The following is a 20,205-nucleotide window of genomic DNA, read 5'->3' on the forward strand; positions in this document are numbered from 1 at the left end:
TGTTAATAGACCGAGTTTGCACGCAGATATATCTGTAGTTCTGGGTAGAACCGGCATGTTATCGCTCGCAAACGCCGCCTATTGCGGCGTTTTATGGCATGTGCTGCATCGCGGCATCAATGTTTGCGATAACATCCGGAAGATCTTTTAGCGTTGCGGCGCCCAATTGTCCCATATTTGCAAGCATATCCTGCCGCAGAATGTCGATGACATGGGCCGGGCCGCGCGCGCCCAATGCTGCAACGCCATAGAGGAAAGCCCGCCCCAGCATGACCAGATCGGCGCCCAAGGCGCGCGCCCGCAGAATATCCAGCCCGCCCGAAACGCCGCTGTCGAAGATCAGCGGCAGGTCGGTCGCAGCGCGGATTGCGGGCAGCATGTCGATGCTGGCCGGCGCGCCATCGAACTGGCGGCCACCGTGATTTGACACCCACAGAGCGTCGATCCCGGCCTTCTTCAGCCGCTCGGCATCATCGGGGCGCAGCACGCCCTTTATGATGAGCGGCCCCTGCCAGTGGTCGCGCAACCACTTGACATAATTCATGCCCGGAGAGGTCCTGAGCAGGTATCCAATATGCGCCGTGGGCGGCAGGTTGGTGGTGCCGTCGATATATTTGTCCAGCGTGCGCATCCGGGGCTTGCCGTGACGCGCCATGCCCCAGGCCCAAGCCGGGCGGGCGGCGATCTGCGCCAGCAGGCGCGGCGTCAGGCGCGGCGGATGGGTCAGGCCCGAGCGGGTCTGCCGTTCCCGGCGCGAGGCCACGGGCACATCGACCGTCAGCACAAGAGTGCCGAACCCGGCGGACCGGGCGCGGTTCAGCAGGTCGGTACGAATCTCGGGGTCCTTGGGCGGGTACAATTGGAACCAGGCGTCTGGGCCGATATGCGGGGCCATGTCCTCGGGGCTTTGGCTGGCGACAGTGGACAGAACATAGGGAATGCCCGCCTGCGCGGCGGCGCGGGCCATCAGCGCTTCGGCCCCAGGCCAGACCAGCCCGCACATCCCGATCGGAGCCATGCCGAAGGGCAGGGGGTAGTCGCGCCCCGAAAAGCGGGTGCCGGTGTCGAATTCCAGCGGGCCTTTCAGGATGGCGGGCAGAAACCCGACCCGGTCCAGCGCCGCCCGGTTGCGTCTGAGCGCGGTCTCAGCCCCGGTGCCGCTGTCGACATAGTCCCAGACAAAGCGCGGCAGCCGACGGCGTGCGCGGCGTTTCAGATCCTCGATTCCCGGATAGGTGCTGTGCAGGTCCATGTCGATTGATCCGACCTGAGGCCCGATTCGGCAAGGGTTTCAGACAGATGCACCCCAAGCCCCGCAGCAATGCAGCCATCGGGTGGAAAATCTGAAAGATCGTGCGAACAAGCCGTGAACAAACCCTTTCCCTCGACGCGCTTCCGGCTTAGTTTGGGCGCATGAGCAGTTTCGATGAAAATGACGCCTTCGAAGGCGCTTCGCTGTCGGCCCGCGCCATGGCCGCGCTTCGGCCCGAGGCGGACTACTTGAATGAATTGAACCCGGCCCAGCGCGAGGCGGTCGAGCTATTGGATGGCCCAATCCTGATGCTGGCCGGGGCGGGAACCGGCAAGACCAAGGCCCTAACCACCCGCATCGCACATCTGCTGAACACCGGGCGGGCCCGCCCGAACGAGATTCTGGCCGTGACCTTCACCAACAAGGCCGCGCGCGAGATGAAGGAACGGGTCGGCCGCCTGCTGGGCCAGCCCGCCGAGGGAATGCCGTGGCTGGGCACCTTCCACTCGATCTGTGTCAAGCTGCTGCGCCGCCATGCGGAACTGGCGGGGCTGAAGTCGAACTTCACCATTCTGGATACCGACGATCAGCTGCGCCTGCTCAAGCAGCTGGTGCAGGCGGCGAACATCGACGACAAGCGCTGGCCCGCGCGGATGCTGGCCGGCATCATCGACGACTGGAAGAACCGTGCCCTGACGCCCGACAAGGTCCCCACCGCCGATGCCGGGGCCTACAACAACAAGGGCGTCGAGCTTTATGCCCAATACCAGACCCGCCTGCGTGAGCTAAACGCAGTGGATTTTGGCGACCTGCTGTTGCACATGGTCACCATCTTCCAGACCCACGCGGACGTGCTGGAGCAATACCAGCGCTGGTTTCGCTACATCCTCGTGGACGAATACCAGGACACCAACATCGCCCAATACCTGTGGCTGCGGCTGCTGGCGGGCGGGCACAAGAACATCTGCTGCGTGGGCGACGACGACCAGTCGATCTATGGCTGGCGCGGGGCCGAGGTGGGCAACATCCTGCGGTTCGAAAAGGACTTTCCCGGCGCCCATGTTGTGCGGCTGGAACAGAACTACCGCTCGACCCCGCACATTCTGGCTGCCGCCTCGAACGTCATTCGCGGCAATGAAAGCCGTCTGGGCAAAGAGTTGTGGACCGACAAGCCCGAGGGCGAAAAGGTCCGCCTGATCGGCCATTGGGATGGCGAGGAGGAGGCCCGTTGGATCGGCGAAGAGATCGACGCCATGCAGGGGGGCACCCGTGGCGTGCGGCCGATGAACCTGGACGAGATTGCGATCCTAGTGCGCGCCAGCCACCAGATGCGCGCCTTCGAGGACCGCTTCCTGACCATCGGCCTGCCCTACAAGGTGATCGGCGGCCCGCGATTCTATGAACGAATGGAGATCCGGGATGCCATGGCCTATTTCCGGCTAGTGGTCAGTCCCGAGGATGACCTTGCCTTCGAGCGGATCGTGAACACCCCCAAGCGCGGCCTGGGCGACAAGGCGCAGCAGACGATCCAGCGCACCGCGCGGGATCATGGCGTGTCACTGGTTCAGGGCGCGCGGATCGCGGTTGAACAAGGGCTGATCAAGGGCAAGGGCGCCGCGGCCCTGTGCGAACTGGTCGACGGGCTGGCGCGCTGGAACGCGATGACCCGCGGCCCGCGGATCGAGATCGAGGATGATGCGGTCATCGACGACGGCACTGCACCTGTTCGCTACGGCCCGCCCGAGGTGTCGCATATCGAACTGGCGCAGATCGTGCTGGACGAATCCGGCTATACCGCGCACTGGCAGAACGACAAGACGCCCGAGGCGCCGGGCCGGCTGGAAAACCTCAAGGAACTGGTCAACCAGCTGGACAATTTCGAGAACCTGCAAGGATTCCTAGAGCATGTCAGCCTGGTAATGGACAACGAACAGGACAGCGGTGGGCCCAAGGTCTCGATCATGACCCTGCATGCCGCCAAGGGGCTGGAGTTTCCGGCCGTGTTCCTGCCGGGGTGGGAGGACGGGCTGTTCCCCTCGCAACGGTCGATGGACGAATCAGGCCTCAAGGGGCTCGAGGAGGAACGGCGGCTGGCCTACGTCGGCATCACCCGCGCCGAAGAGGTCTGCACCATTTCCTTCGCCGCCAACCGGCGCGTGTTCGGGCAATGGCAGAACGCGATGCCCTCGCGCTTCATCGACGAGTTGCCTGAGGATCATGTCGAGGTGCTGACGCCTCCGGGCCTATATGGCGGCGGTCAGATGTCGGCAGGCATCGAAACGCGCGCGGCGCAGGCCAACGTCTACAACTCGCCCGGCTGGAAACGGATGCAGGCGCGGCAGGGCCAATACGGCATGTCGCAGCCGCGCGAATCCCGCAACACCTTGATCGACGTGACGGCCGTGGCCAGCTTCACGCTGGGCGAGCGGGTGTTCCACCAGAAGTTCGGCTATGGCGGCGTGGTCGGGATCGAGGGGGACAAGGTTGAGGTTGAGTTCGACAAGGCCGGGACAAAGAAGGTCGTCGCCCGCTTCCTGACCGCCAAGGACGACGTGCCGTTCTGATCCAGCGGAATGTGCCTGCCGACACATGCTAGATTTGTTGTTTTGCGCCCGGGCATGCCCGTGGCGCCTTTTTCATACCCGAAAGAAAAAACGGCGGTTCCCAGGGAGGAGGAGGGGAACCGCCGTTCTTGGCAACATCAGAGCAGGGAGGAGGAGAGCCCTGATGCATCCGAACCCGGGTTTTGCCCGGTATCTGAAGCGCGCGGTGACACCAGGGAGGAGGAGGGGTGCCACCGCGCTTTTCACATCGGGAAGGGAGGAGGAGAACCCGATGCATCCGTTCCCGGGTCTTGCCCGGTATCTCGAAGTGCGCGGCGACGTCAGGGAGGAGGAGGACGCCGCCGCGCGCTTTCAACATCAGGGCAGGGAGGAGGAGAGCCCCGATGTATCGGCTTCCGGCAGGTTGGGGCCGGTATAGGGTGCGGCAGCACCAGGGAGGAGGAGAGATGCTGCCGCTTAAATACAGGTCCTATGGGAGGAGAAGTGGACCTGATCTCGGTATTTCGTTGCGCTCAGCGCGCGTACTGTTCCTCGGCGGCCTGCATGGCCAGGCGACGGATCATCGAGCGGTGCAGGCCCAGGTCGGCCAGTTCGCGATCCGACAGCTCGGACAGTTCGTTCAGAGTTTGGCGGTACAGGCGGTACCGTGCGAAACGGGTTTTTGCAGCTTCGATCAGCGACGCGAAGCGGAATGCCGAGGCGCTTTTGACTGCGCTGTTGGTGGATGCGACTGCCATGTTCGTTACCTAATCCGTTTGAGTGACTGCCGCGTGTCCACGGCGTTTTCTTGAAATCGAAAATAAGCGAATGCTGCGGGTGCACAATACCGAGCACCCTCAATGCCGCTATGCAGCAAATGCATAGATTGACGGGAGAATCCTCACTGCAGCCCAAAGATGCCAATAAAATATGGGTTTTCCGCAGATGCCCTGTGTGTGTCACGACGTGGGGCAAAAGCCGCCTTGTCAATTTTGCCAAAAATTTACGCGCGAAAAGTTGAGATTTCAGCGTTTTTGAGATGCCTTGAACTCGGGCAGGCCACATCAATGGGTGTGCATGGGATCAAACGGGAGATGCGGGATTTCGTGGGATCGACCTGGAAAACGGCTTGGTCTGCCGGGCTGAGAGGTGCAGTGATTCGGGTCGATCAGGGAGATTTCGCTAAAAAATCCGGTTTTGGTGATGAGCATCCGAAAAAAGTTGGGAATTCATGGGAAAAAGTCTTCAGTGAAGAAATGGTCTATATATTGTGTGCGTTTTGAAGATAGCTACAACTAGCGGTGCAAATGAGCTGTTTGTAGATTGGCGGAATGAGTGGTATTCCAGTGTGGATCTGGATTCGGGGAAAATTTCTCATTGATTTCCATGAATTCCCATGGCATCCCTTATTCATCCGATGAGGACGAGGCACATGGGGCGCCAAACGACCCCGAACCAAATAACAAACAGGTTTCATACAGGCATCTCGCTTTCATCACTCAACAGATCCGGCGCGCGGGCGAGCAGACATCCCCCCAGGTGGCGCGCGCAGCTGGACATCCCGCAAAGCGGGTCAATGCGGCGGGTTGATCAGTGGCAGCAGATCAACCCGCCGTTTTTCATCCGGGGGATGCGATTTTTGGTGGGGCGCAAGCGAAAGGGACAGTCGTCTTGGCGCGCAGGTTCAGAGGTGAAAGCCACCACAAGGTGGACGCGAAGGGCAGGGTGTCGATCCCGGCCTCATTTCGCCGCGTGCTCGAGGCCTCGGACCCCAACTGGCAGCCGGGCGGCAATCCCGAACTGGTGATCGTCTATGGCGACCATCGCCGTAAATACCTTGAATGCTATACGATGGAGGCGATCGACGAGGTCGATGCCAAGATCGACGCGCTGCCGCGCGGTTCGATGCAGCGAAAGATGTTGCAGCGCCTGTTCCACGGACAGTCCTTCCCGACCACAGTCGATGAAACCGGACGCCTTGTTCTGCCGGCCAAGCTGCGCAACAAGATCGGGCTTGAGGGCGAGGCGTTCTTCATCGCCGCGGGCGACACGTTCCAGATCTGGAAGCCCGAGACTTACGAGGCCGAGGAACTGGCCGCTACCGAAGAATGGCTGGACGACCTGCCCGAGGATTTCGATCCGATGCAGTTCCTTGATGGCATCGAAGGTGCGTGACGGCATGGCCGGCGCGGATCACACTCCCAGCGACAAGCCCCATATTCCCGTTCTGCTGCGCCCCTTGCTGGACGCGGTCCAGCCGGTTTCGGGCACTTGGCTGGATGGTACCTTTGGTGCGGGCGGATACACGCGAGGGCTGCTTGAGGCCGGCGCCGACAAGGTGATCGGTGTCGATCGGGACCCCTTGGCGTTTGAAATGGCGGCGGATTGGGCAGCGGAATATGGCGACCGGCTGGTGATGCAGCCGGGTGTTTTCTCTCGAATGGATGAATATGCCAGCGACCTTGACGGCGTGGTGCTGGATCTCGGCGTCTCGTCCATGCAGCTGGACCAGGCCGAGCGTGGCTTTTCCTTCATGAAGGACGGCCCGCTGGACATGCGCATGAGTCAGGAGGGCGAAAGCGCAGCCGATCTGGTCAACACCGCCACCGAGGCGCAACTGGCCGACATCCTGTTCCACTATGGCGAAGAGCGCGCCAGCCGTCGCATCGCGCGCGCCATCGTCAAAGCCCGTGCCGAGGCACCAATCACCACCACCCTGCGTCTGGCCGAGATCGTCGAATCCTGTCTGCCGCGCGCCAAACCCGGGCAGTCCCACCCGGCCACGCGGTCATTCCAGGCGCTGCGCATTGCGGTGAATGCCGAATACGAGGAACTGTTTCAGGGCCTGATGGCCGCCGAGCGCGCGTTGAAGCCGGGCGGGCAACTGGCCGTTGTCACCTTCCACTCGGTCGAGGACCGGATGGTCAAACGTTTTTTTCAATCGCGCGCGGGCAAGACCGGCCGTGCCAACCGCTATGCGCCCGAGATCCGGCAGGATCAGCCGCAATTCACGTTGAAGACCCGCAAGGCCATCGGCCCCGATGCGCAGGAGTTGCAGGACAACCCGCGCGCACGCTCGGCCAAGTTGCGGGTTGCTGTTCGTACCGATGCTCCGGCGGGGGAAATTGATGCCCGCGCCATCGGCATGCCCATAATCGGGGGAAAGGCAAGATGAAGAGTATTCTGTTTGCGTTGACTGCCTTGGGCGTTTTCGGGTTGGCCCTGTGGGCCTATCAGGAAAACTACCGCACCCAGCAAGTATTGAAGGAAACCCAGTCCTTGCAGCGCCAGATCGGCGCGGCGCAGGCGCGACTGGCAATATTGCAGGCCGAATGGGCCTATCTGAATCGCCCCGACCGCCTGCGTGAATTGGCCGACTTGAATTTCGAACGTCTGGGCCTGCTGCCGCTGCGCGCCGAGCAATTCGGGCGCGCCGACCAGATCGCCTATGCCGAGGATCCCGACCTACCCATCGCCGACCCGGTCGAATTGCAGGCGATCACCGACACTCAGGCCCTGGGCGAGGTGCAAATCCCATGACACGCACACCCCTCCGCCCGCTTGCCCGCATCCTTGAGGCCCGCGCCCGCGGTGAAAACCCCAAGGTGATCGAGCGCGAGAACATCCGCCGCCGCCATGAAGAGATGAAAGACCGCGCCCGCGCCCGCGCCGAGGGGCGGTTGTTGGTTCTGGGCGTGTTCTTCTTTCTGGCCTTCGGTGTCGTGGGGTTCCGCATGGGCGTTTTGGCCACGTCCGAGGCGCAGGAACCCGTCGCCAGCGCCCCCGGCGCCTCGATCGCCATGCAGCGGGCCAATATCGTAGACCGGCACGGGCGGATCCTGGCCACCAATCTGGATACCTACTCGGTTTATGCCCAGCCGCCGCTGATGATCGACCCGATCGGCGCCGCGGAAAAGCTGGCCGCGATCTTTCCCGATCTGGACAAGGACCGCCTGATCAAGGACTTCACCGGCAAGCGCAAATTCCTCTGGATCAAGAAACGCATCTCGCCCGAGCAGAAGCAGGCGGTGCATGACATCGGCGATCCGGGCATCCTGTTCGGCCCGCGCGAGATGCGGCTCTATCCCAACGGCCGGCTGGCCGCGCATATCCTGGGCGGGTCGGGTTTTGGGCGCGAAGGCGTCTCGGCTGCCGAGGTGATCGGTGTGGCCGGGGTGGAAAAACAGTTCGACGACTATCTGCGCGACCCGGCCAACGGCAACAAACCGCTACAGCTGTCACTGGACCTGACCGTTCAGGCGGCGGTGGAACAAGTTCTGGACGGCGGCATGAAGATCATGAACGCCAAGGGCGCTTCGGCCGTGCTGATGAACGCCCATACCGGCGAAGTGATCGCTGCTGCGTCGCTGCCATCGTTCGACCCGAACGACCGTCCGCGCCCGCCGACCTCGGGGTTCGATCCTTCGGACAGCCCGCTGTTCAACCGCTATGTGCAGGGTGTTTACGAGCTGGGCTCGGTTTTCAAGATCTTCACTGCCGCGCAAGCGGTCGATCTGGGTCTGGTCAATGCCGACACGATCATCGACACCTCCGGTCCGATGAAAATCGGGCGTTTCCCGATCGGCGAATTCAACGGCAAGAATTACGGCAAGATCAGCGTCGCCGATGTGATCGTGCACAGTTCGAACCGCGGCACGGGGCGGTTGGCGCTGCAGATCGGTGCCGAGCGCCAGCAACAGTTCCTGGACGCGCTGGGCATGTTCGACCCCACGCCGTTCGAGATCGTCGAGGCCAAGGGCGGTGTACCGCTCAAGCCCAAGAAATGGGGTGAACTGAGCACCGTCACCATTTCCTACGGCCACGGCCTGTCGACCAGCGCGATGCATCTGGCGGCGGGCTATGCCGCAATCGCCAATGGCGGGCATTATGTCAGCCCCACGATCCTGCGCCGCAATGGGCCGCAATACGGGCCGCGCGTGATGTCGGAAAATGCCGCACAGCAATCGCTGATGATGCTGCGCAGGGTGGTAACGGACGGAACCGCCAGCTTTGGTGACGTGCCGGGTTATGCCGTGGCCGGGAAAACCGGAACCGCCGACAAGCCCAAGCCGCGCGGTGGTTACTATGATGACAAGGTGATCGCTACCTTCGCCTCGGTCTTTCCGGCCTATGATCCGAAATATGTACTGATCGTTGCGCTGGATGAACCGTCGATCCTGGCCTACGGCGAAAAGCGCCGCACGGCAGGCTGGACGGCGGTGCCCGTGGCGGCCGAGCTGATCGGCCGCATCGCGCCGCTGCTGGGCTTGCGTCCGCGGCTTGAGCCTGAGGATCGCGCTGCTATAACGCTGACCTCGAATTAGGCAGTCCGACAGAGGTGGGTCATGGGCGCAAGGTCAAAGAAACTCAGCCAGCTGGCCCTGACCGCGCGCGGCGGTGCCGACCCGGAGATTACCGGGCTGGCCGTGGACAGCCGTCAGGTCAAGGACGGCTTTCTGTTCGCGGCGCTGCCGGGGACGCGCGTGCATGGGGGCGAATTCATCCAATATGCCCTGCGTATGGGGGCTGCCGCCATCCTGACCGATGCCGAGGGCGCGCGGATCGCCGCTGATGAACTGGCCGCCTCGGACGCCGCCCTGGTGGTGGTGCAGGACCCGCGCCAGACGCTGGCCTACACCGCCGCATTGTGGTTCGGGGCGCAGCCGCGCACCATGGTGGCGGTCACCGGCACCAACGGCAAGACCTCGATTTCGACCTTCGTGCGCCAAATCTGGGCCGAGCTGGGCCATATGGCCGTAAATCTCGGCACTACAGGGGTCGAAGGCGCCTGGACGGCACCGCTGGCCCATACCACACCCGAACCCATCACCCTGCATCGCTGTCTGGCCGAGGCCGCGGTGGCGGGCGTGACCCACGCCGCGATGGAGGCCTCGTCGCATGGGCTGGACCAGCGCCGGCTGGACGGCGTGCATTTGACGGCGGCGGGGTTTTCGAATTTCACCCAGGATCACCTGGACTATCACGCGACGTTCGAGGCGTATTTCGCCGCCAAGGCCGGCCTGTTCGACCGGGTTCTGCCGCAGGACGGAACGGCGGTCATCAACATGGATGACCCGAAAGGGGGCGCGATCCGTGATATGGCGCAAGCACGCGGTCAGACAGTTCTGGCCGTGGGCAGCGGGGATGTCGACCTTTGCCTTTTGAATCAACGGTTTGACGCCACCGGGCAGGATCTGCGCTTTGCCTGGCGCGGCAAGACCTTCCAGACCCGGCTGAACCTGATCGGCGGGTTTCAAGCCGAAAACGTTCTGCTGGCCTGCGGGCTGGTCATCGCCAGCGGAGACGAGGCTGAGCATGTCTTCGACACCCTGCCGCATCTGACTACGGTGCGGGGGCGGATGCAGTTGGCCGCGACGCGCAGCAGCGGCGCGGCGGTGTTCGTCGATTACGCACACACGCCCGACGCTGTGATCACCGCCTTGCAGGCGCTGCGCCCGCATGTGATGGGCCGGTTGATCGCCATCGTCGGCGCGGGCGGCGACCGGGATGCGACCAAGCGCCCGCTGATGGGCCGCGCCGCGGCCGAGAACGCCGATATCGTCTTTGTCACCGACGACAACCCGCGCTCGGAAGACCCCGCCGCCATCCGCGCCGCGGTGATGGCCGGGGCCCCCGACGCGACCGAGGTTGCCGACCGGGCAGAGGCCATCCTGCGCGGCATAGATGCATTGCAGCCGGGCGATGCGCTGCTGATCGCGGGCAAGGGGCACGAGACCGGGCAGATCGTGGGTGACCAGGTTCTGCCGTTCGATGACGTGGAACAGGCCAGCATCGCCGTGGCCGCACTGGACGGGAGGGTCGCATGACGCTCTGGACCGCATCCGAGGCCGCTGCCGCGACGGGCGGACGGGCCACGACCGACTGGCAGGCGGGCGGCGTGTCGATCGATACGCGCACGCTGCAACCGGGCGACCTGTTCGTGGCGTTGAAAGCTGCGCGCGACGGGCATGATTTCGTGGCGCAGGCGCTGGAAAAGGGGGCCGCCGCCGCGCTGGTCTCGCGGGTGCCCGATGGTGTGGCCCCCGATGCGCCATTGTTGATCGTCAATGACGTACAGACCGCTCTCGAGGCGCTAGGCCGCGCCGCCCGTGACCGGTGCAAGGCCCGCGTGGTCGGGGTGACGGGCAGTGTCGGTAAGACCTCGACCAAAGAGATGCTGGCGACCGTCCTGTCGGATCAGGGCCGCACCCATGCCAGCGTCGCCAGCTACAACAACCATTGGGGTGTACCGCTGACCCTGGCCCGGATGCCGCGCGACACCGAATATGCGGTGATCGAGATTGGCATGAACCATCCCGGCGAAATTGCACCCCTCGCGCGGCAGGCCCGCCCGCATGTGGCGCTGGTCACCACGGTCGCCGCGGTTCACCTCGAGGCGTTCGAGTCGGTTGCCGGCATAGCCCATGAAAAGGCCGCCATCTTCGAAGGATTGGAGGCCGGCGGCGCCGCAATCGTAAACGCCGACCTGGATCATACCGACATCCTGCGCACCTGCGCCGCCCGACATGGCGCTGTGATCGTGGATTTCGGCCGCACCGCGTCGGATTACCGTTTGATTGACGTGACCCAGTCGCCCACAGACATCCACGTGACCGCCGAGGCCTTCGGCCGACCTATTTCCTTCGACGTGCAATCGGCGGGGACGCATTTTGCCATGAACGGCCTGGGCGCGCTTGCCGCCTGTGTCGCGCTAGGTGTCGATCTGGACGCGGCCATTGCCGGCCTGGCCAAATGGGCGCCGGTTACAGGGCGGGGCGTGCGCGAGATGGTGACATTGCCGGATGGCGGGCAGATCGAACTGCTGGATGACAGTTACAATGCCAATCCGACCTCGATGGCGGCGGCGCTGGATGTACTGGCGGCGGCGCAGGGTGCAAGGCGCATCGCCTTTCTGGGCGACATGAAGGAGCTGGGATCACAAGAGCGCGCCATGCACGCAGGGCTGGCGGATGTGCCTGCCATGGTACGGATCGACAAGGTGCATTGCATCGGGCCGCTGATGCAGGCGCTGCACGAGGCCTTGCCCGAGGGCAAGCGTGGCCTGTGGTTTGAAACCAGCGCCGAAATGGCCCGGCATCTACCGGGTCTGGTTCAGGCGGGCGATGCGGTTCTGGCAAAGGGCTCGCTCAGCATGGCGCTGGCAAGGATTGTTGACGGACTGCGGAAAATGGGGCAAGTGGGCGCGCTTGACGCATGACCACCCATGACCGCCGTGTGAGAAAGGCTTTTGGATGCTGTATTGGTTGACCGCCCTGTCGGATGGAGGGGATTTTTTCAACCTCTTCCGCTATATCACGTTCCGCGCAGGCGGCGCCTTTCTGACGGCACTGATCTTTGGCTTTCTGTTCGGCAAGCCGTTGATCAACGTCCTGCGCCGGAAACAGGGCAAGGGCCAGCCGATCCGCGATGATGGCCCCGAAGGGCATTTCTCCAAGGCCGGCACACCCACGATGGGCGGGCTGCTGATCGTGGGGGCGCTGGTGACGTCGACCCTGTTGTGGGCGCGTTGGGACAACCCCTATGTCTGGATGGTTCTGTTCGTCACGCTGGCCTATGCGGCCATCGGATTCGCGGACGACTATGCCAAGGTGTCCAAGCAGAATACCAAGGGCGTTTCCGGCAGGATGCGCCTTGCTTTGGGCATCATCATCGCCGCGCTGGCCGCGCTGTGGGCGACTCTGCACCACCCGGAGATGCTGCAGAACCAGTTGGCCGTGCCGATCTTCAAGGACACGCTGATCAATCTGGGTATCTTCTACATTCCGTTTTCGATCGTGGTGATCGTGGGGGCGGCGAATGCCGTGAACCTGACCGACGGTTTGGACGGGCTGGCCATCATGCCCGCGATGATTGCGGCCTCGACCTTGGGCGTGATCGCCTATGCGGTGGGTCGCGTCGACTTTACCGAATATCTGGACGTGCACTATGTTCCCGGCACGGGTGAGATCCTGATCTTCACTGCCGCGCTGTTTGGAGGCGGTCTTGGGTTCCTGTGGTACAACGCCCCGCCCGCCGCGGTGTTCATGGGGGATACCGGGTCTTTGGCCTTGGGCGGCGCGCTGGGCGCCATAGCCGTTGCCACCAAGCACGAGCTGGTTCTGGCCATCGTCGGCGGCCTGTTCGTGGTCGAGGCGTTGAGCGTGATCATCCAGGTGCTGTATTTCAAACGCACAGGGCGGCGGGTGTTCCTGATGGCGCCGATCCATCACCACTATGAGAAAAAAGGCTGGGCCGAACCGACCATCGTGATCCGATTCTGGATCATTTCGCTGATCCTGGCGATGATTGGCCTTGCGACATTGAAAGTGCGGTAGGGCTCCCGCCGGGCGCGTTGGGCCTGCGGCCCGCCTGTACCCGTTGGGACCGGCTCGCGCCAAAGGCGCGAGCCTGACGCCGCCCTTGCCAAGGGTCAATTCTTCGGTACAGGGTGGCGGCGCATTGGCAGATGGAAGAAGGTGCGCGGCATGATCCCGGTCAAAGGGTTTTCAGGACATAAGGTTGCGGTTCTGGGGCTGGGGCGGTCGGGCCTGGCCACGGCGCGCGCATTGTGGGCGGGCGGAGCCGAGCCGGTCTGCTGGGATGACAACCCCGCCGCGCGCGAAAAGGCCGAGGCCGAGGGGTTTGCGTGTCAGGACCTGCGACGGCAGGGCGCCTTTGACGCGATCGCGACCTTGATCGTATCGCCCGGCATTCCCCATCTTTATCCCGAACCCAACCCGGTTGTTGCCGCCGCACTGCAGGCTGGCGTTCCGGTCGACAATGACATCGGTTTGTTCTTCCGCTCGTTGGGCGGTGCCGAATGGGACAAGTTCGATGTGCCGCCGCGTGTGGTCGCCGTCACCGGTTCGAACGGGAAATCGACCACGGCCGCGCTGATCCACCACATCCTGACCCAGTCGGGGCGCGAGGCGCAGTTGGCGGGCAATATCGGGCGCGGCGTGTTAGATATCGAGCCCGGCGGCGATGGATCGGTGGTGGTGCTGGAGCTTTCCAGCTATCAGACCGAGCTGGCGCGTGCGCTGACGCCCGACGTGGCGGTGTTCACCAATCTCTCGCCCGACCATCTGGACCGGCACGGGGGCATGGGCGGCTATTTCGCCGCCAAACGCCGCTTGTTCTCCGAAGGCGGTCCCGACCGCGCCGTGATCGGCGTGGACGAGATCGAAGGCGCGTTTTTGGCCGGTCAACTGGCCGAAGGGCCCGGCGACGACCGGGTGATCCGCGTCTCGGTGGCGCGCAAATTGGCCGGCCCGGGCTGGCAGGTTTTTGCCCGCAAGGGGTTCCTGTCGGAATACCGCAAAGGGCGGCAGGCCGCTTCGATCGACCTGCGCGGAATCAAGGGCCTGCCCGGCACCCACAACCATCAAAATGCGTGTTCGGCCTATGCCGCCTGCCGCGCGCTGGGGCTGGCGCCCAAGATGATCGAGGACGCGCTGCACAGCTATCCGGGTCTGCCGCACCGCAGCCAGATCATCGGCGAGGCGAATGGCGTGACCTTCGTAAACGATTCCAAGGCCACCAATGTCGACAGCGCGGTCAAGGCGCTGGGCGCGTTCAAGAAGATCCGCTGGATCTGCGGCGGGCTTGAGAAAGAGGGCGGCATTGCCGCGCTGAACGATGCGACCGACGAGGTTCTGTGCGCCTATGTGATCGGGCGGGAGGCGGCCGCGTTCGCCATGCAGTTGTCGGTCGAAACCCGCGTCTGCACCACCATGGCCGAGGCGGTGGAGCAGGCCATGTGCGACGCCGCGCCGGGTGAAACTGTACTGCTAGCCCCCGCGGCGGCCAGTTTCGACCAGTACGACAATTTTGAACAGCGCGGCGATGATTTCGTGGCGCAGGTGAAACAGCGGTTGTGATCCCGACATTTGCAATGAACCGCCGATTGCGCCAAGGTGAACCGCCATCGGCTTGACGCGCCTCAAAAATCCAGATTTGCGTCAGGCGAAACAGACACGAGGTCAAAACGATGCCGAACCGTAAGCTTTCCCTGATCCTGCCCGCGCTTCTGACTGTGGCGGCCTGCGCCGATGTCGGCGCGAACTACCAGCCTATCGTCGATGGTCCGGTCAGCCCCAACTACAACGCTGACCTGGCCCAGTGTCAGGCCCTTGCGCGCCAGCAGGGCACCGTCGACGCCAATACCGCGCGCAGTGCCGCGGTCGGTGCGGCCGGGGTGGCCGGCACCAAGGCCATCATCGACGACAGCGCCAGCGATCTGGGCCGTGCGGCCGTGGCCGGTGCATTGGTGGGCGCGGGCGCCAGCGCCATCTCGAACACGCAAAAGCAGGAAGTCATCGTGCGCAACTGTATGCGCGGCCGCGGCTACAACGTCGTAGGCTAAACGCGAGCGGCGATTGCTTTTCCGGCGGCGTGGCCCGAGGACCACGCCCACTGAAAATTGTATCCGCCTAGCCATCCGGTGACATCCACCGCTTCGCCAATCGCAAAGAGGCCGGGGACATCCCTGGCCTCCATCGTTTTGGACGACAGGCCATCCGTGTCGATGCCGCCCAAGGTGACCTCGGCGGTGCGGTACCCCTCGGTGCCCGAGGGGGTCAGCACCCAGTCGGACAGCGCATCGGTCAGTGCCTGCAGTGCCGCATCCGATTGATCGGCCAGGTTGCCGGGCATCGGGATGTGGGTGCTCAGATACTCGACCAGGCGGGCGGGCAGGTGACGTGCCAGTTCGGTGGTCAGTGCCTTGCGGCCCGCGCTTTGCCGCCGCGCGCGGAGCAGGTCCAACAGGGACAACTCGGGGATCAGGTTGACCCGGATCGCCTCGCCCTCGCGCCAGTACGAGGAGAGTTGCAGCACCGCTGGCCCGCTCAGGCCGCGATGGGTGAACAGCAGCGCCTCGTCGAAACTTGCGCGAGTATTCGACAGTCGCGCGGGGACGGAAACACCGGACAGGTCCTTGAACCGCCCATCCGGAAAGGTGAACGGCACCAAGGCCGCGCGGGTTTCTGTCACGCGCAGGCCGAACTGTGCAGCAATGTCATAGGCCAGCCCAGTCGCACCCATCTTGGGGATGGATTTGCCCCCTGTGGCCACCACCAGGTTGGCACAGCTCAGGGCGTGCCGCGCGCCCTCGCGCTCGACCGATAGGGAAAATCCGGTTTCGGCCTTTCGCAGATCGCGCAGCGACGTATGCAACCACAGCTCGGCGCCCGCGCGGTCCATCTCGGCCAGCAGCATGGCGATGATCTGCTTTGATGAGCCGTCGCAGAACAGCTGCCCCAGCGTCTTTTCATGCCAGGCGATGCCGTGGCGGCCTACGAGGTCGATGAAATCCCACTGGGTGTATCGTGCCAGGGCCGATTTGCAGAAATGCGGGTTCTGCGACAGAAAGTTCTGCGGCCCGGCGTGGAGGTTGGTAAAGTTGCACCGCCCACCGCCCGAGATGCGGATCTTTTCCCCCGGCGCCTTGGCGTGGTCGATCACCAGAACACGACCGCCGCAATGGGCGGCGCACATCATGCCGGCGGCTCCGGCGCCCAGTATGATCGTGTCAAATCGCATCCCCCGCCCTTGGCGCGGATTGACGCCAATGACAAGAGGAAGAGGCTGGCCTGAGGTGCATTTTCCCTGTAGACTCTTGAACAGATCCCGAAAACGGGACGGTAACGAGGCAGATAGTGGCGGTATCTCATGACTGAGATGGTGTATGGCGCGGTCCAGGACCAGCGCGGTGAACCGATCCTTCCGAAATGGTGGCGGACGATTGACCGCTGGACGATGTCCTGCGTGCTGATCCTGTTTGCGATCGGGCTTTTGCTGGGGCTGGCCTCATCGCCGCCGCTGGCGCAGCGCAACGGGTTTGATCCGTTCCACTATGTCGAGCGGCAGGCGTTGTTTGGATCGCTGGCGCTGATCGCAATGCTGCTGACCTCGATGATGTCGCCCACGTTGGTGCGACGGCTGGCGGTTCTGGGCTTTCTGGCGGCCTTCGTGGCGCTGGCCTTTCTGCCGATCTTCGGGACCGATTTCGGCAAGGGGGCGGTGCGCTGGTATTCGCTGGGCTTCGCCTCGGTCCAACCGTCCGAGTTTCTGAAGCCCGGCTTCATCGTCGTGGCCGCCTGGCTGCTGGCCGCGGCGCAAGAAATCAACGGTCCGCCGGGGCGGCTGTGGTCCTTCGCGCTGTGCCTGTCGATCGTGGGCATGCTGGTGATGCAGCCTGATTTCGGTCAGGCCTGTCTAATCCTGTTCGGCTGGGGCGTGATGTATTTTGTGGCCGGTGCGCCGATGTTTCTGCTGTTGGGTATGGCGGGGGCGGTCGTCTTGGGTGGCATGTTCGCCTACGCCAATTCCGAACATTTCGCCCGGCGCATCGATGGTTTCCTGAACCAGGAAGTCGATCCCACCACCCAGTTGGGTTATGCCACCAACGCCATCCGAGAGGGCGGCCTGTTCGGCGTTGGCGTGGGAGAGGGGCAGGTGAAATGGTCGCTGCCCGATGCACATACCGATTTCATCATCGCCGTGGCGGCCGAGGAATACGGCCTGATCCTGGTGCTGATCATCATCGCGCTTTATGCGCTGATCGTCGTGCGCTCGCTGCTGCGGCTGATGCGCGAACGTGACATGTTCATCCGTCTGGCGGGCACCGGTCTGGCCTGCATGTTCGGTGTGCAGGCGATGATCAACATGGGCGTCGCCGTGCGCCTGCTGCCGGCCAAGGGCATGACGCTGCCCTTCGTCAGCTATGGCGGCTCGTCGCTGATCGCGGGCGGCATCGCGCTGGGCATGCTTCTGGCCTTCACCCGCACCCGCCCACAGGGCGAACTGGGCGACATTCTGCGCGGACGGGGCTGATGACGAACCCTTATTTGCTGATCGCGGCTGGCGGAACCGGGGGCCACATGTTCCCCGCTCAGGCGCTTGCTGAGGCCATGGTGAACAAGGGTTGGCGCGTGCGCCTGTCCACCGACGCGCGCGGCGCGCGCTATACGGGCGGTTTCCCGCATTCTACCGAGATTGTCGAGGTGTCCTCGGCCACATTCGCCCGCGGCGGGCTGGCGGCCAAGGCGCTGGCCGGTCCCCGGATCGCGGCCGGAGTTGCCGGGGTGACGGCCCAGTTGCTGCGCAGCAGGCCGGACGTGGTGGTGGGGTTCGGCGGCTACCCGTCGATCCCGGCGCTGAGCGCGGCGGTGATGCTGCGTCTGCCCCGCATGATCCACGAACAAAACGGCGTTCTGGGGCGTGTGAACCAGCTGTTCGCCACCCGCGTTGCGCATGTGGCTTGCGGCGTCTGGCCCACCGACCTGCCCGAGGGCGCCCACGGTATCCACACCGGCAACCCCGTCCGGGCCGCCGTGCTGGAGCGCGCCGCCGCGCCTTACATCCCGCCCGGAGATTACCCGATGTCGGTGCTCGTGATGGGCGGCAGCCAGGGCGCCCGCATCCTCAGCGACGTGGTGCCCGGCGCCATCGCGGCACTGCCCGAGAGCCTGCGCCGGTACATCCGCGTTTCGCACCAAGCGCGCGAGGAGGATGCCGAGCGGGTCACCGCTTTCTACGCCGAACACGGGATTCTGGCCGAGGTCCAACCCTTCTTCCACGACGTCCCCCGCCGCATGTCCGAGGCGCAACTGGTGATCAGCCGCTCGGGTGCGTCGAGCGTGGCTGACATCTCGGTGATCGGGCGGCCCTCGGTCCTGATCCCCTTTGCTGCCGCAGCAGGCGATCACCAGACCGCCAATGCGCGCGGGCTGGTACAGGCGGGCGCGGCGATCATGATCCCCGAAAAGGCCCTTGACGTTCCCGCCCTGACCGAGCAAATCGCACTGGTTCTGACCAACCCCGAAGCCGCACAGAAAATGGCCCATGCCGCCCTGTCTGTCGGGGCGCCCGACGCGACCGAGCGTCTGGTGGCCCTTGTCGAACAGCTGGCGCAGAAGGAGACCCCATGAATCCAGCAACCAAACTGCCGCAGGATGTCGGACCGATCCATTTCGTGGGCATCGGCGGCATCGGGATGTCGGGCATTGCCGAAGTGCTGCTGAACCTTGGGTATCAGGTGCAGGGATCCGACCTTAAAGCCTCGAAGATCACCGACCGTCTGGCGTCGCTGGGGGCTGAGATTTTTGTGGGTCAGCGGGCTGAAAACCTCGACAATGCCGCCGTGGTTGTCGTTTCGACGGCGATCAAGCCGGGCAACCCAGAACTGGACGGCGCCCGTGCATTGGGCCTGCCGGTGGTGCGCCGTGCCGACATGCTGGCCGAGCTGATGCGGCTGAAATCCAACATTGCCATCGCCGGTACCCACGGCAAGACCACGACCACCACGATGATGGCCGAGCTGATGGTGGCGGGCGATTTCGACCCAACCGTCATCAACGGCGGCGTAATCCATGCTTACGGCTCGAACGCGCGGATGGGGCAGGGCGAGTGGATGGTGGTCGAGGCCGACGAATCCGACGGCTCGTTCAACCGGCTACCCGCGACCATCGCCATCGTGACCAATATCGACCCTGAGCACATGGAGCATTGGGGCGATTTCGACCGGCTGCGCGCGGGCTTTCACGATTTCGTCTCGAACATCCCGTTCTACGGTCTGGCGGTGTGCTGCACCGACCATGCCGAGGTTCAGGCACTGGTGGGCCGCATCACCGACCGCCGCGTGCGCACCTATGGGTTCAACGCCCAGGCCGACGTGCGTGCGGTCAACCTGACCTACAAGGGCGGCATTGCGCATTTCGACATCCACCTGCAATACGAGGACACGGTGATCGAGGGCTGCACCCTGCCGATGCCGGGCGATCACAACGTCTCGAACGCGCTGTCAGCCGTGGCCGTGGCCCGTCATCTGGGCATGAAGACCGCTGAAATCCGCGATGCGCTGGCCAATTTCGGCGGCGTCAACCGCCGCTTTACCAAGGTGGGCGAGGTGAACGGCGTCACCATCATCGACGATTACGGCCACCACCCGGTGGAAATCGCGGCGGTGCTCAAGGCCGCGCGTCAGGCGACCGAAGGCCGTGTGATCGCCGTGCATCAGCCGCACCGCTATTCGCGTCTGTCTAACCTGTTCGACGATTTCTGCGCCTGTTTCAACGACGCCGATGTCGTGGCCATTGCCGAGGTCTTCTCTGCCGGTGAGGATCCGATCGAAGGCGCCAGCCGCGATGATCTGGTGCAGGGCCTGATCCGTCACGGCCACCGCCACGCGCGCGCGCTGCTGGACGAAGGCGACCTGGAGCGTCTGGTTCGCGAACAGGCCCGGCCCGGCGACATGGTCGTCTGCCTGGGCGCGGGCACCATCAGTGCCTGGGCCAATGCGCTGCCTGACCGGCTGAAGGTGAAACAAGCCGTTTGACGTTAGCAGGCATTTGGATGCACAACTTGCGGATGTGTTTCTGCCCTGGCATGTGACTCATTTGCGGAGAG

18 protein-coding genes are annotated in these 20,205 nt (G+C 63.9%); 15 read left to right on the forward strand and 3 right to left on the reverse strand.

Translation table 11 applies throughout. The features are described 5' to 3' along the window. Positions 1 to 91: 91 nt before the first annotated feature. Entirely contained in the window at positions 92 to 1,252 is a 1,161-nt protein-coding gene (locus AC2FMM_RS02485; protein WP_496795704.1) for an alpha-hydroxy acid oxidase, read from the reverse strand. A gap of 161 nt (positions 1,253 to 1,413) precedes the next feature. Here AC2FMM_RS02485 and AC2FMM_RS02490 point away from each other — a divergent pair, with 161 nt between their 5' ends. Together AC2FMM_RS02490 and AC2FMM_RS02495 are read left to right on the forward strand one after the other, a co-directional pair. After that, positions 1,414 to 3,816, forward strand: coding sequence for an ATP-dependent helicase (locus AC2FMM_RS02490; protein WP_496795705.1), 2,403 nt, complete (start codon positions 1,414 to 1,416; stop codon positions 3,814 to 3,816). A 163-nt stretch (positions 3,817 to 3,979) separates the two neighbouring features. After that, positions 3,980 to 4,234 carry a hypothetical protein gene (locus AC2FMM_RS02495; RefSeq protein ID WP_496795706.1) on the forward strand — a complete coding sequence of 85 codons (255 nt, stop codon included), beginning with the start codon at positions 3,980 to 3,982 and terminating at the stop codon, positions 4,232 to 4,234. Between the two features lie 94 nt (positions 4,235 to 4,328). Here the strand turns inward: AC2FMM_RS02495 and AC2FMM_RS02500 are convergent, their stop codons facing one another. Then, positions 4,329 to 4,553 (reverse strand): DUF1127 domain-containing protein, encoded by a 225-nt coding sequence (locus tag AC2FMM_RS02500; RefSeq protein WP_496685980.1) that lies wholly within the window; start codon positions 4,551 to 4,553, stop codon positions 4,329 to 4,331. A 159-nt stretch (positions 4,554 to 4,712) separates the two neighbouring features. Here AC2FMM_RS02500 and AC2FMM_RS02505 point away from each other — a divergent pair, with 159 nt between their 5' ends. The 10 genes from AC2FMM_RS02505 (at position 4,713) to AC2FMM_RS02550 (ending at position 15,160) form a co-directional block, all read left to right on the forward strand. Beyond that, the gene (locus AC2FMM_RS02505; RefSeq protein ID WP_496795707.1) at positions 4,713 to 5,078 is read left to right on the forward strand and encodes a hypothetical protein; all 366 of its coding nucleotides are present in this window, start codon (positions 4,713 to 4,715) and stop codon (positions 5,076 to 5,078) included. Between the two features lie 388 nt (positions 5,079 to 5,466). Then, positions 5,467 to 5,970, forward strand: coding sequence for a division/cell wall cluster transcriptional repressor MraZ (mraZ, locus tag AC2FMM_RS02510; RefSeq protein ID WP_496685986.1), 504 nt, complete (start codon positions 5,467 to 5,469; stop codon positions 5,968 to 5,970). Between the two features lie 4 nt (positions 5,971 to 5,974). Then, positions 5,975 to 6,970, forward strand: a complete 996-nt coding sequence (gene rsmH / locus AC2FMM_RS02515) for a 16S rRNA (cytosine(1402)-N(4))-methyltransferase RsmH (RefSeq protein ID WP_496678950.1) — start codon at positions 5,975 to 5,977, stop codon at positions 6,968 to 6,970. Continuing rightward, complete coding sequence (gene ftsL, locus AC2FMM_RS02520) at positions 6,967 to 7,335, forward strand: cell division protein FtsL (protein WP_496678822.1); 369 nt, start codon at positions 6,967 to 6,969, stop codon at positions 7,333 to 7,335. The genes rsmH and ftsL overlap by 4 nt, the downstream gene beginning before the upstream one ends. Beyond that, entirely contained in the window at positions 7,332 to 9,119 is a 1,788-nt protein-coding gene (locus AC2FMM_RS02525) for a peptidoglycan D,D-transpeptidase FtsI family protein (RefSeq protein ID WP_496678824.1), read from the forward strand. The genes ftsL and AC2FMM_RS02525 overlap by 4 nt, the downstream gene beginning before the upstream one ends. Positions 9,120 to 9,140: 21 nt before the next feature. Further along, the gene (locus tag AC2FMM_RS02530; RefSeq protein WP_496795708.1) at positions 9,141 to 10,622 is read left to right on the forward strand and encodes a UDP-N-acetylmuramoyl-L-alanyl-D-glutamate--2,6-diaminopimelate ligase; all 1,482 of its coding nucleotides are present in this window, start codon (positions 9,141 to 9,143) and stop codon (positions 10,620 to 10,622) included. Beyond that, complete coding sequence (locus AC2FMM_RS02535) at positions 10,619 to 12,013, forward strand: UDP-N-acetylmuramoyl-tripeptide--D-alanyl-D-alanine ligase (RefSeq protein ID WP_496795709.1); 1,395 nt, start codon at positions 10,619 to 10,621, stop codon at positions 12,011 to 12,013. The genes AC2FMM_RS02530 and AC2FMM_RS02535 overlap by 4 nt, the downstream gene beginning before the upstream one ends. A gap of 34 nt (positions 12,014 to 12,047) precedes the next feature. Further along, positions 12,048 to 13,130 (forward strand): phospho-N-acetylmuramoyl-pentapeptide-transferase, encoded by a 1,083-nt coding sequence (mraY, locus tag AC2FMM_RS02540; protein ID WP_496795710.1) that lies wholly within the window; start codon positions 12,048 to 12,050, stop codon positions 13,128 to 13,130. A gap of 150 nt (positions 13,131 to 13,280) precedes the next feature. Further along, positions 13,281 to 14,675: a UDP-N-acetylmuramoyl-L-alanine--D-glutamate ligase gene (murD, locus tag AC2FMM_RS02545; RefSeq protein WP_496795711.1), complete on the forward strand. Its 1,395-nt coding sequence runs from the start codon at positions 13,281 to 13,283 to the stop codon at positions 14,673 to 14,675. 110 nt (positions 14,676 to 14,785) lie between these two features. Continuing rightward, on the forward strand, positions 14,786 to 15,160 hold the full coding sequence (locus AC2FMM_RS02550) for a glycine zipper family protein (RefSeq protein ID WP_496678832.1): 375 nt from the start codon (positions 14,786 to 14,788) through the stop codon (positions 15,158 to 15,160). On the opposite strand, the gene AC2FMM_RS02555 is transcribed toward AC2FMM_RS02550, so the two are convergent. After that, positions 15,157 to 16,338 carry a BaiN/RdsA family NAD(P)/FAD-dependent oxidoreductase gene (locus AC2FMM_RS02555; RefSeq protein WP_496795712.1) on the reverse strand — a complete coding sequence of 394 codons (1,182 nt, stop codon included), beginning with the start codon at positions 16,336 to 16,338 and terminating at the stop codon, positions 15,157 to 15,159. The genes AC2FMM_RS02550 and AC2FMM_RS02555 overlap by 4 nt on opposite strands. A gap of 129 nt (positions 16,339 to 16,467) precedes the next feature. On the opposite strand from AC2FMM_RS02555, the gene ftsW reads away from it, so the two are divergent. From ftsW to murC, 3 genes are read left to right on the forward strand one after another with little or no spacing between them, the layout of a single operon-like run. After that, the gene (gene ftsW, locus AC2FMM_RS02560; protein WP_496795713.1) at positions 16,468 to 17,631 is read left to right on the forward strand and encodes a putative lipid II flippase FtsW; all 1,164 of its coding nucleotides are present in this window, start codon (positions 16,468 to 16,470) and stop codon (positions 17,629 to 17,631) included. Beyond that, complete coding sequence (locus AC2FMM_RS02565; protein WP_496795714.1) at positions 17,631 to 18,728, forward strand: UDP-N-acetylglucosamine--N-acetylmuramyl-(pentapeptide) pyrophosphoryl-undecaprenol N-acetylglucosamine transferase; 1,098 nt, start codon at positions 17,631 to 17,633, stop codon at positions 18,726 to 18,728. Before ftsW ends, AC2FMM_RS02565 begins: the two co-directional genes overlap by 1 nt. Beyond that, positions 18,725 to 20,134, forward strand: a complete 1,410-nt coding sequence (gene murC, locus AC2FMM_RS02570) for a UDP-N-acetylmuramate--L-alanine ligase (RefSeq protein WP_170371540.1) — start codon at positions 18,725 to 18,727, stop codon at positions 20,132 to 20,134. Before AC2FMM_RS02565 ends, murC begins: the two co-directional genes overlap by 4 nt. The last annotated feature ends 71 nt before the right edge of the window (positions 20,135 to 20,205 follow it).

It is taken from the genome of Ruegeria sp. BHSC043 (assembly GCF_059612985.1).

Bases quoted from the DNA above. Each gene is read 5' to 3' on its own strand.
- murC (WP_170371540.1), top strand. From the start codon at position 18,725: ATGAATCCAGCAACCAAACTGCCGCAGGATGTCGGACCGATCCATTTC.
- ftsW (WP_496795713.1), top strand. From the start codon at position 16,468: ATGACTGAGATGGTGTATGGCGCGGTCCAGGACCAGCGCGGTGAACCG.
- murD (WP_496795711.1), top strand. From the start codon at position 13,281: ATGATCCCGGTCAAAGGGTTTTCAGGACATAAGGTTGCGGTTCTGGGG.
- AC2FMM_RS02505 (WP_496795707.1), top strand. From the start codon at position 4,713: ATGCCAATAAAATATGGGTTTTCCGCAGATGCCCTGTGTGTGTCACGA.
- ftsL (WP_496678822.1), top strand. From the start codon at position 6,967: ATGAAGAGTATTCTGTTTGCGTTGACTGCCTTGGGCGTTTTCGGGTTG.
- AC2FMM_RS02550 (WP_496678832.1), top strand. From the start codon at position 14,786: ATGCCGAACCGTAAGCTTTCCCTGATCCTGCCCGCGCTTCTGACTGTG.
- AC2FMM_RS02555 (WP_496795712.1), bottom strand. From the start codon at position 16,338: ATGCGATTTGACACGATCATACTGGGCGCCGGAGCCGCCGGCATGATG.
- AC2FMM_RS02490 (WP_496795705.1), top strand. From the start codon at position 1,414: ATGAGCAGTTTCGATGAAAATGACGCCTTCGAAGGCGCTTCGCTGTCG.
- AC2FMM_RS02565 (WP_496795714.1), top strand. From the start codon at position 17,631: ATGACGAACCCTTATTTGCTGATCGCGGCTGGCGGAACCGGGGGCCAC.
- AC2FMM_RS02530 (WP_496795708.1), top strand. From the start codon at position 9,141: ATGGGCGCAAGGTCAAAGAAACTCAGCCAGCTGGCCCTGACCGCGCGC.
- AC2FMM_RS02495 (WP_496795706.1), top strand. From the start codon at position 3,980: ATGCATCCGAACCCGGGTTTTGCCCGGTATCTGAAGCGCGCGGTGACA.
- AC2FMM_RS02485 (WP_496795704.1), bottom strand. From the start codon at position 1,252: ATGGACCTGCACAGCACCTATCCGGGAATCGAGGATCTGAAACGCCGC.
- AC2FMM_RS02500 (WP_496685980.1), bottom strand. From the start codon at position 4,553: ATGGCAGTCGCATCCACCAACAGCGCAGTCAAAAGCGCCTCGGCATTC.
- AC2FMM_RS02535 (WP_496795709.1), top strand. From the start codon at position 10,619: ATGACGCTCTGGACCGCATCCGAGGCCGCTGCCGCGACGGGCGGACGG.
- AC2FMM_RS02525 (WP_496678824.1), top strand. From the start codon at position 7,332: ATGACACGCACACCCCTCCGCCCGCTTGCCCGCATCCTTGAGGCCCGC.
- mraY (WP_496795710.1), top strand. From the start codon at position 12,048: ATGCTGTATTGGTTGACCGCCCTGTCGGATGGAGGGGATTTTTTCAAC.
- rsmH (WP_496678950.1), top strand. From the start codon at position 5,975: ATGGCCGGCGCGGATCACACTCCCAGCGACAAGCCCCATATTCCCGTT.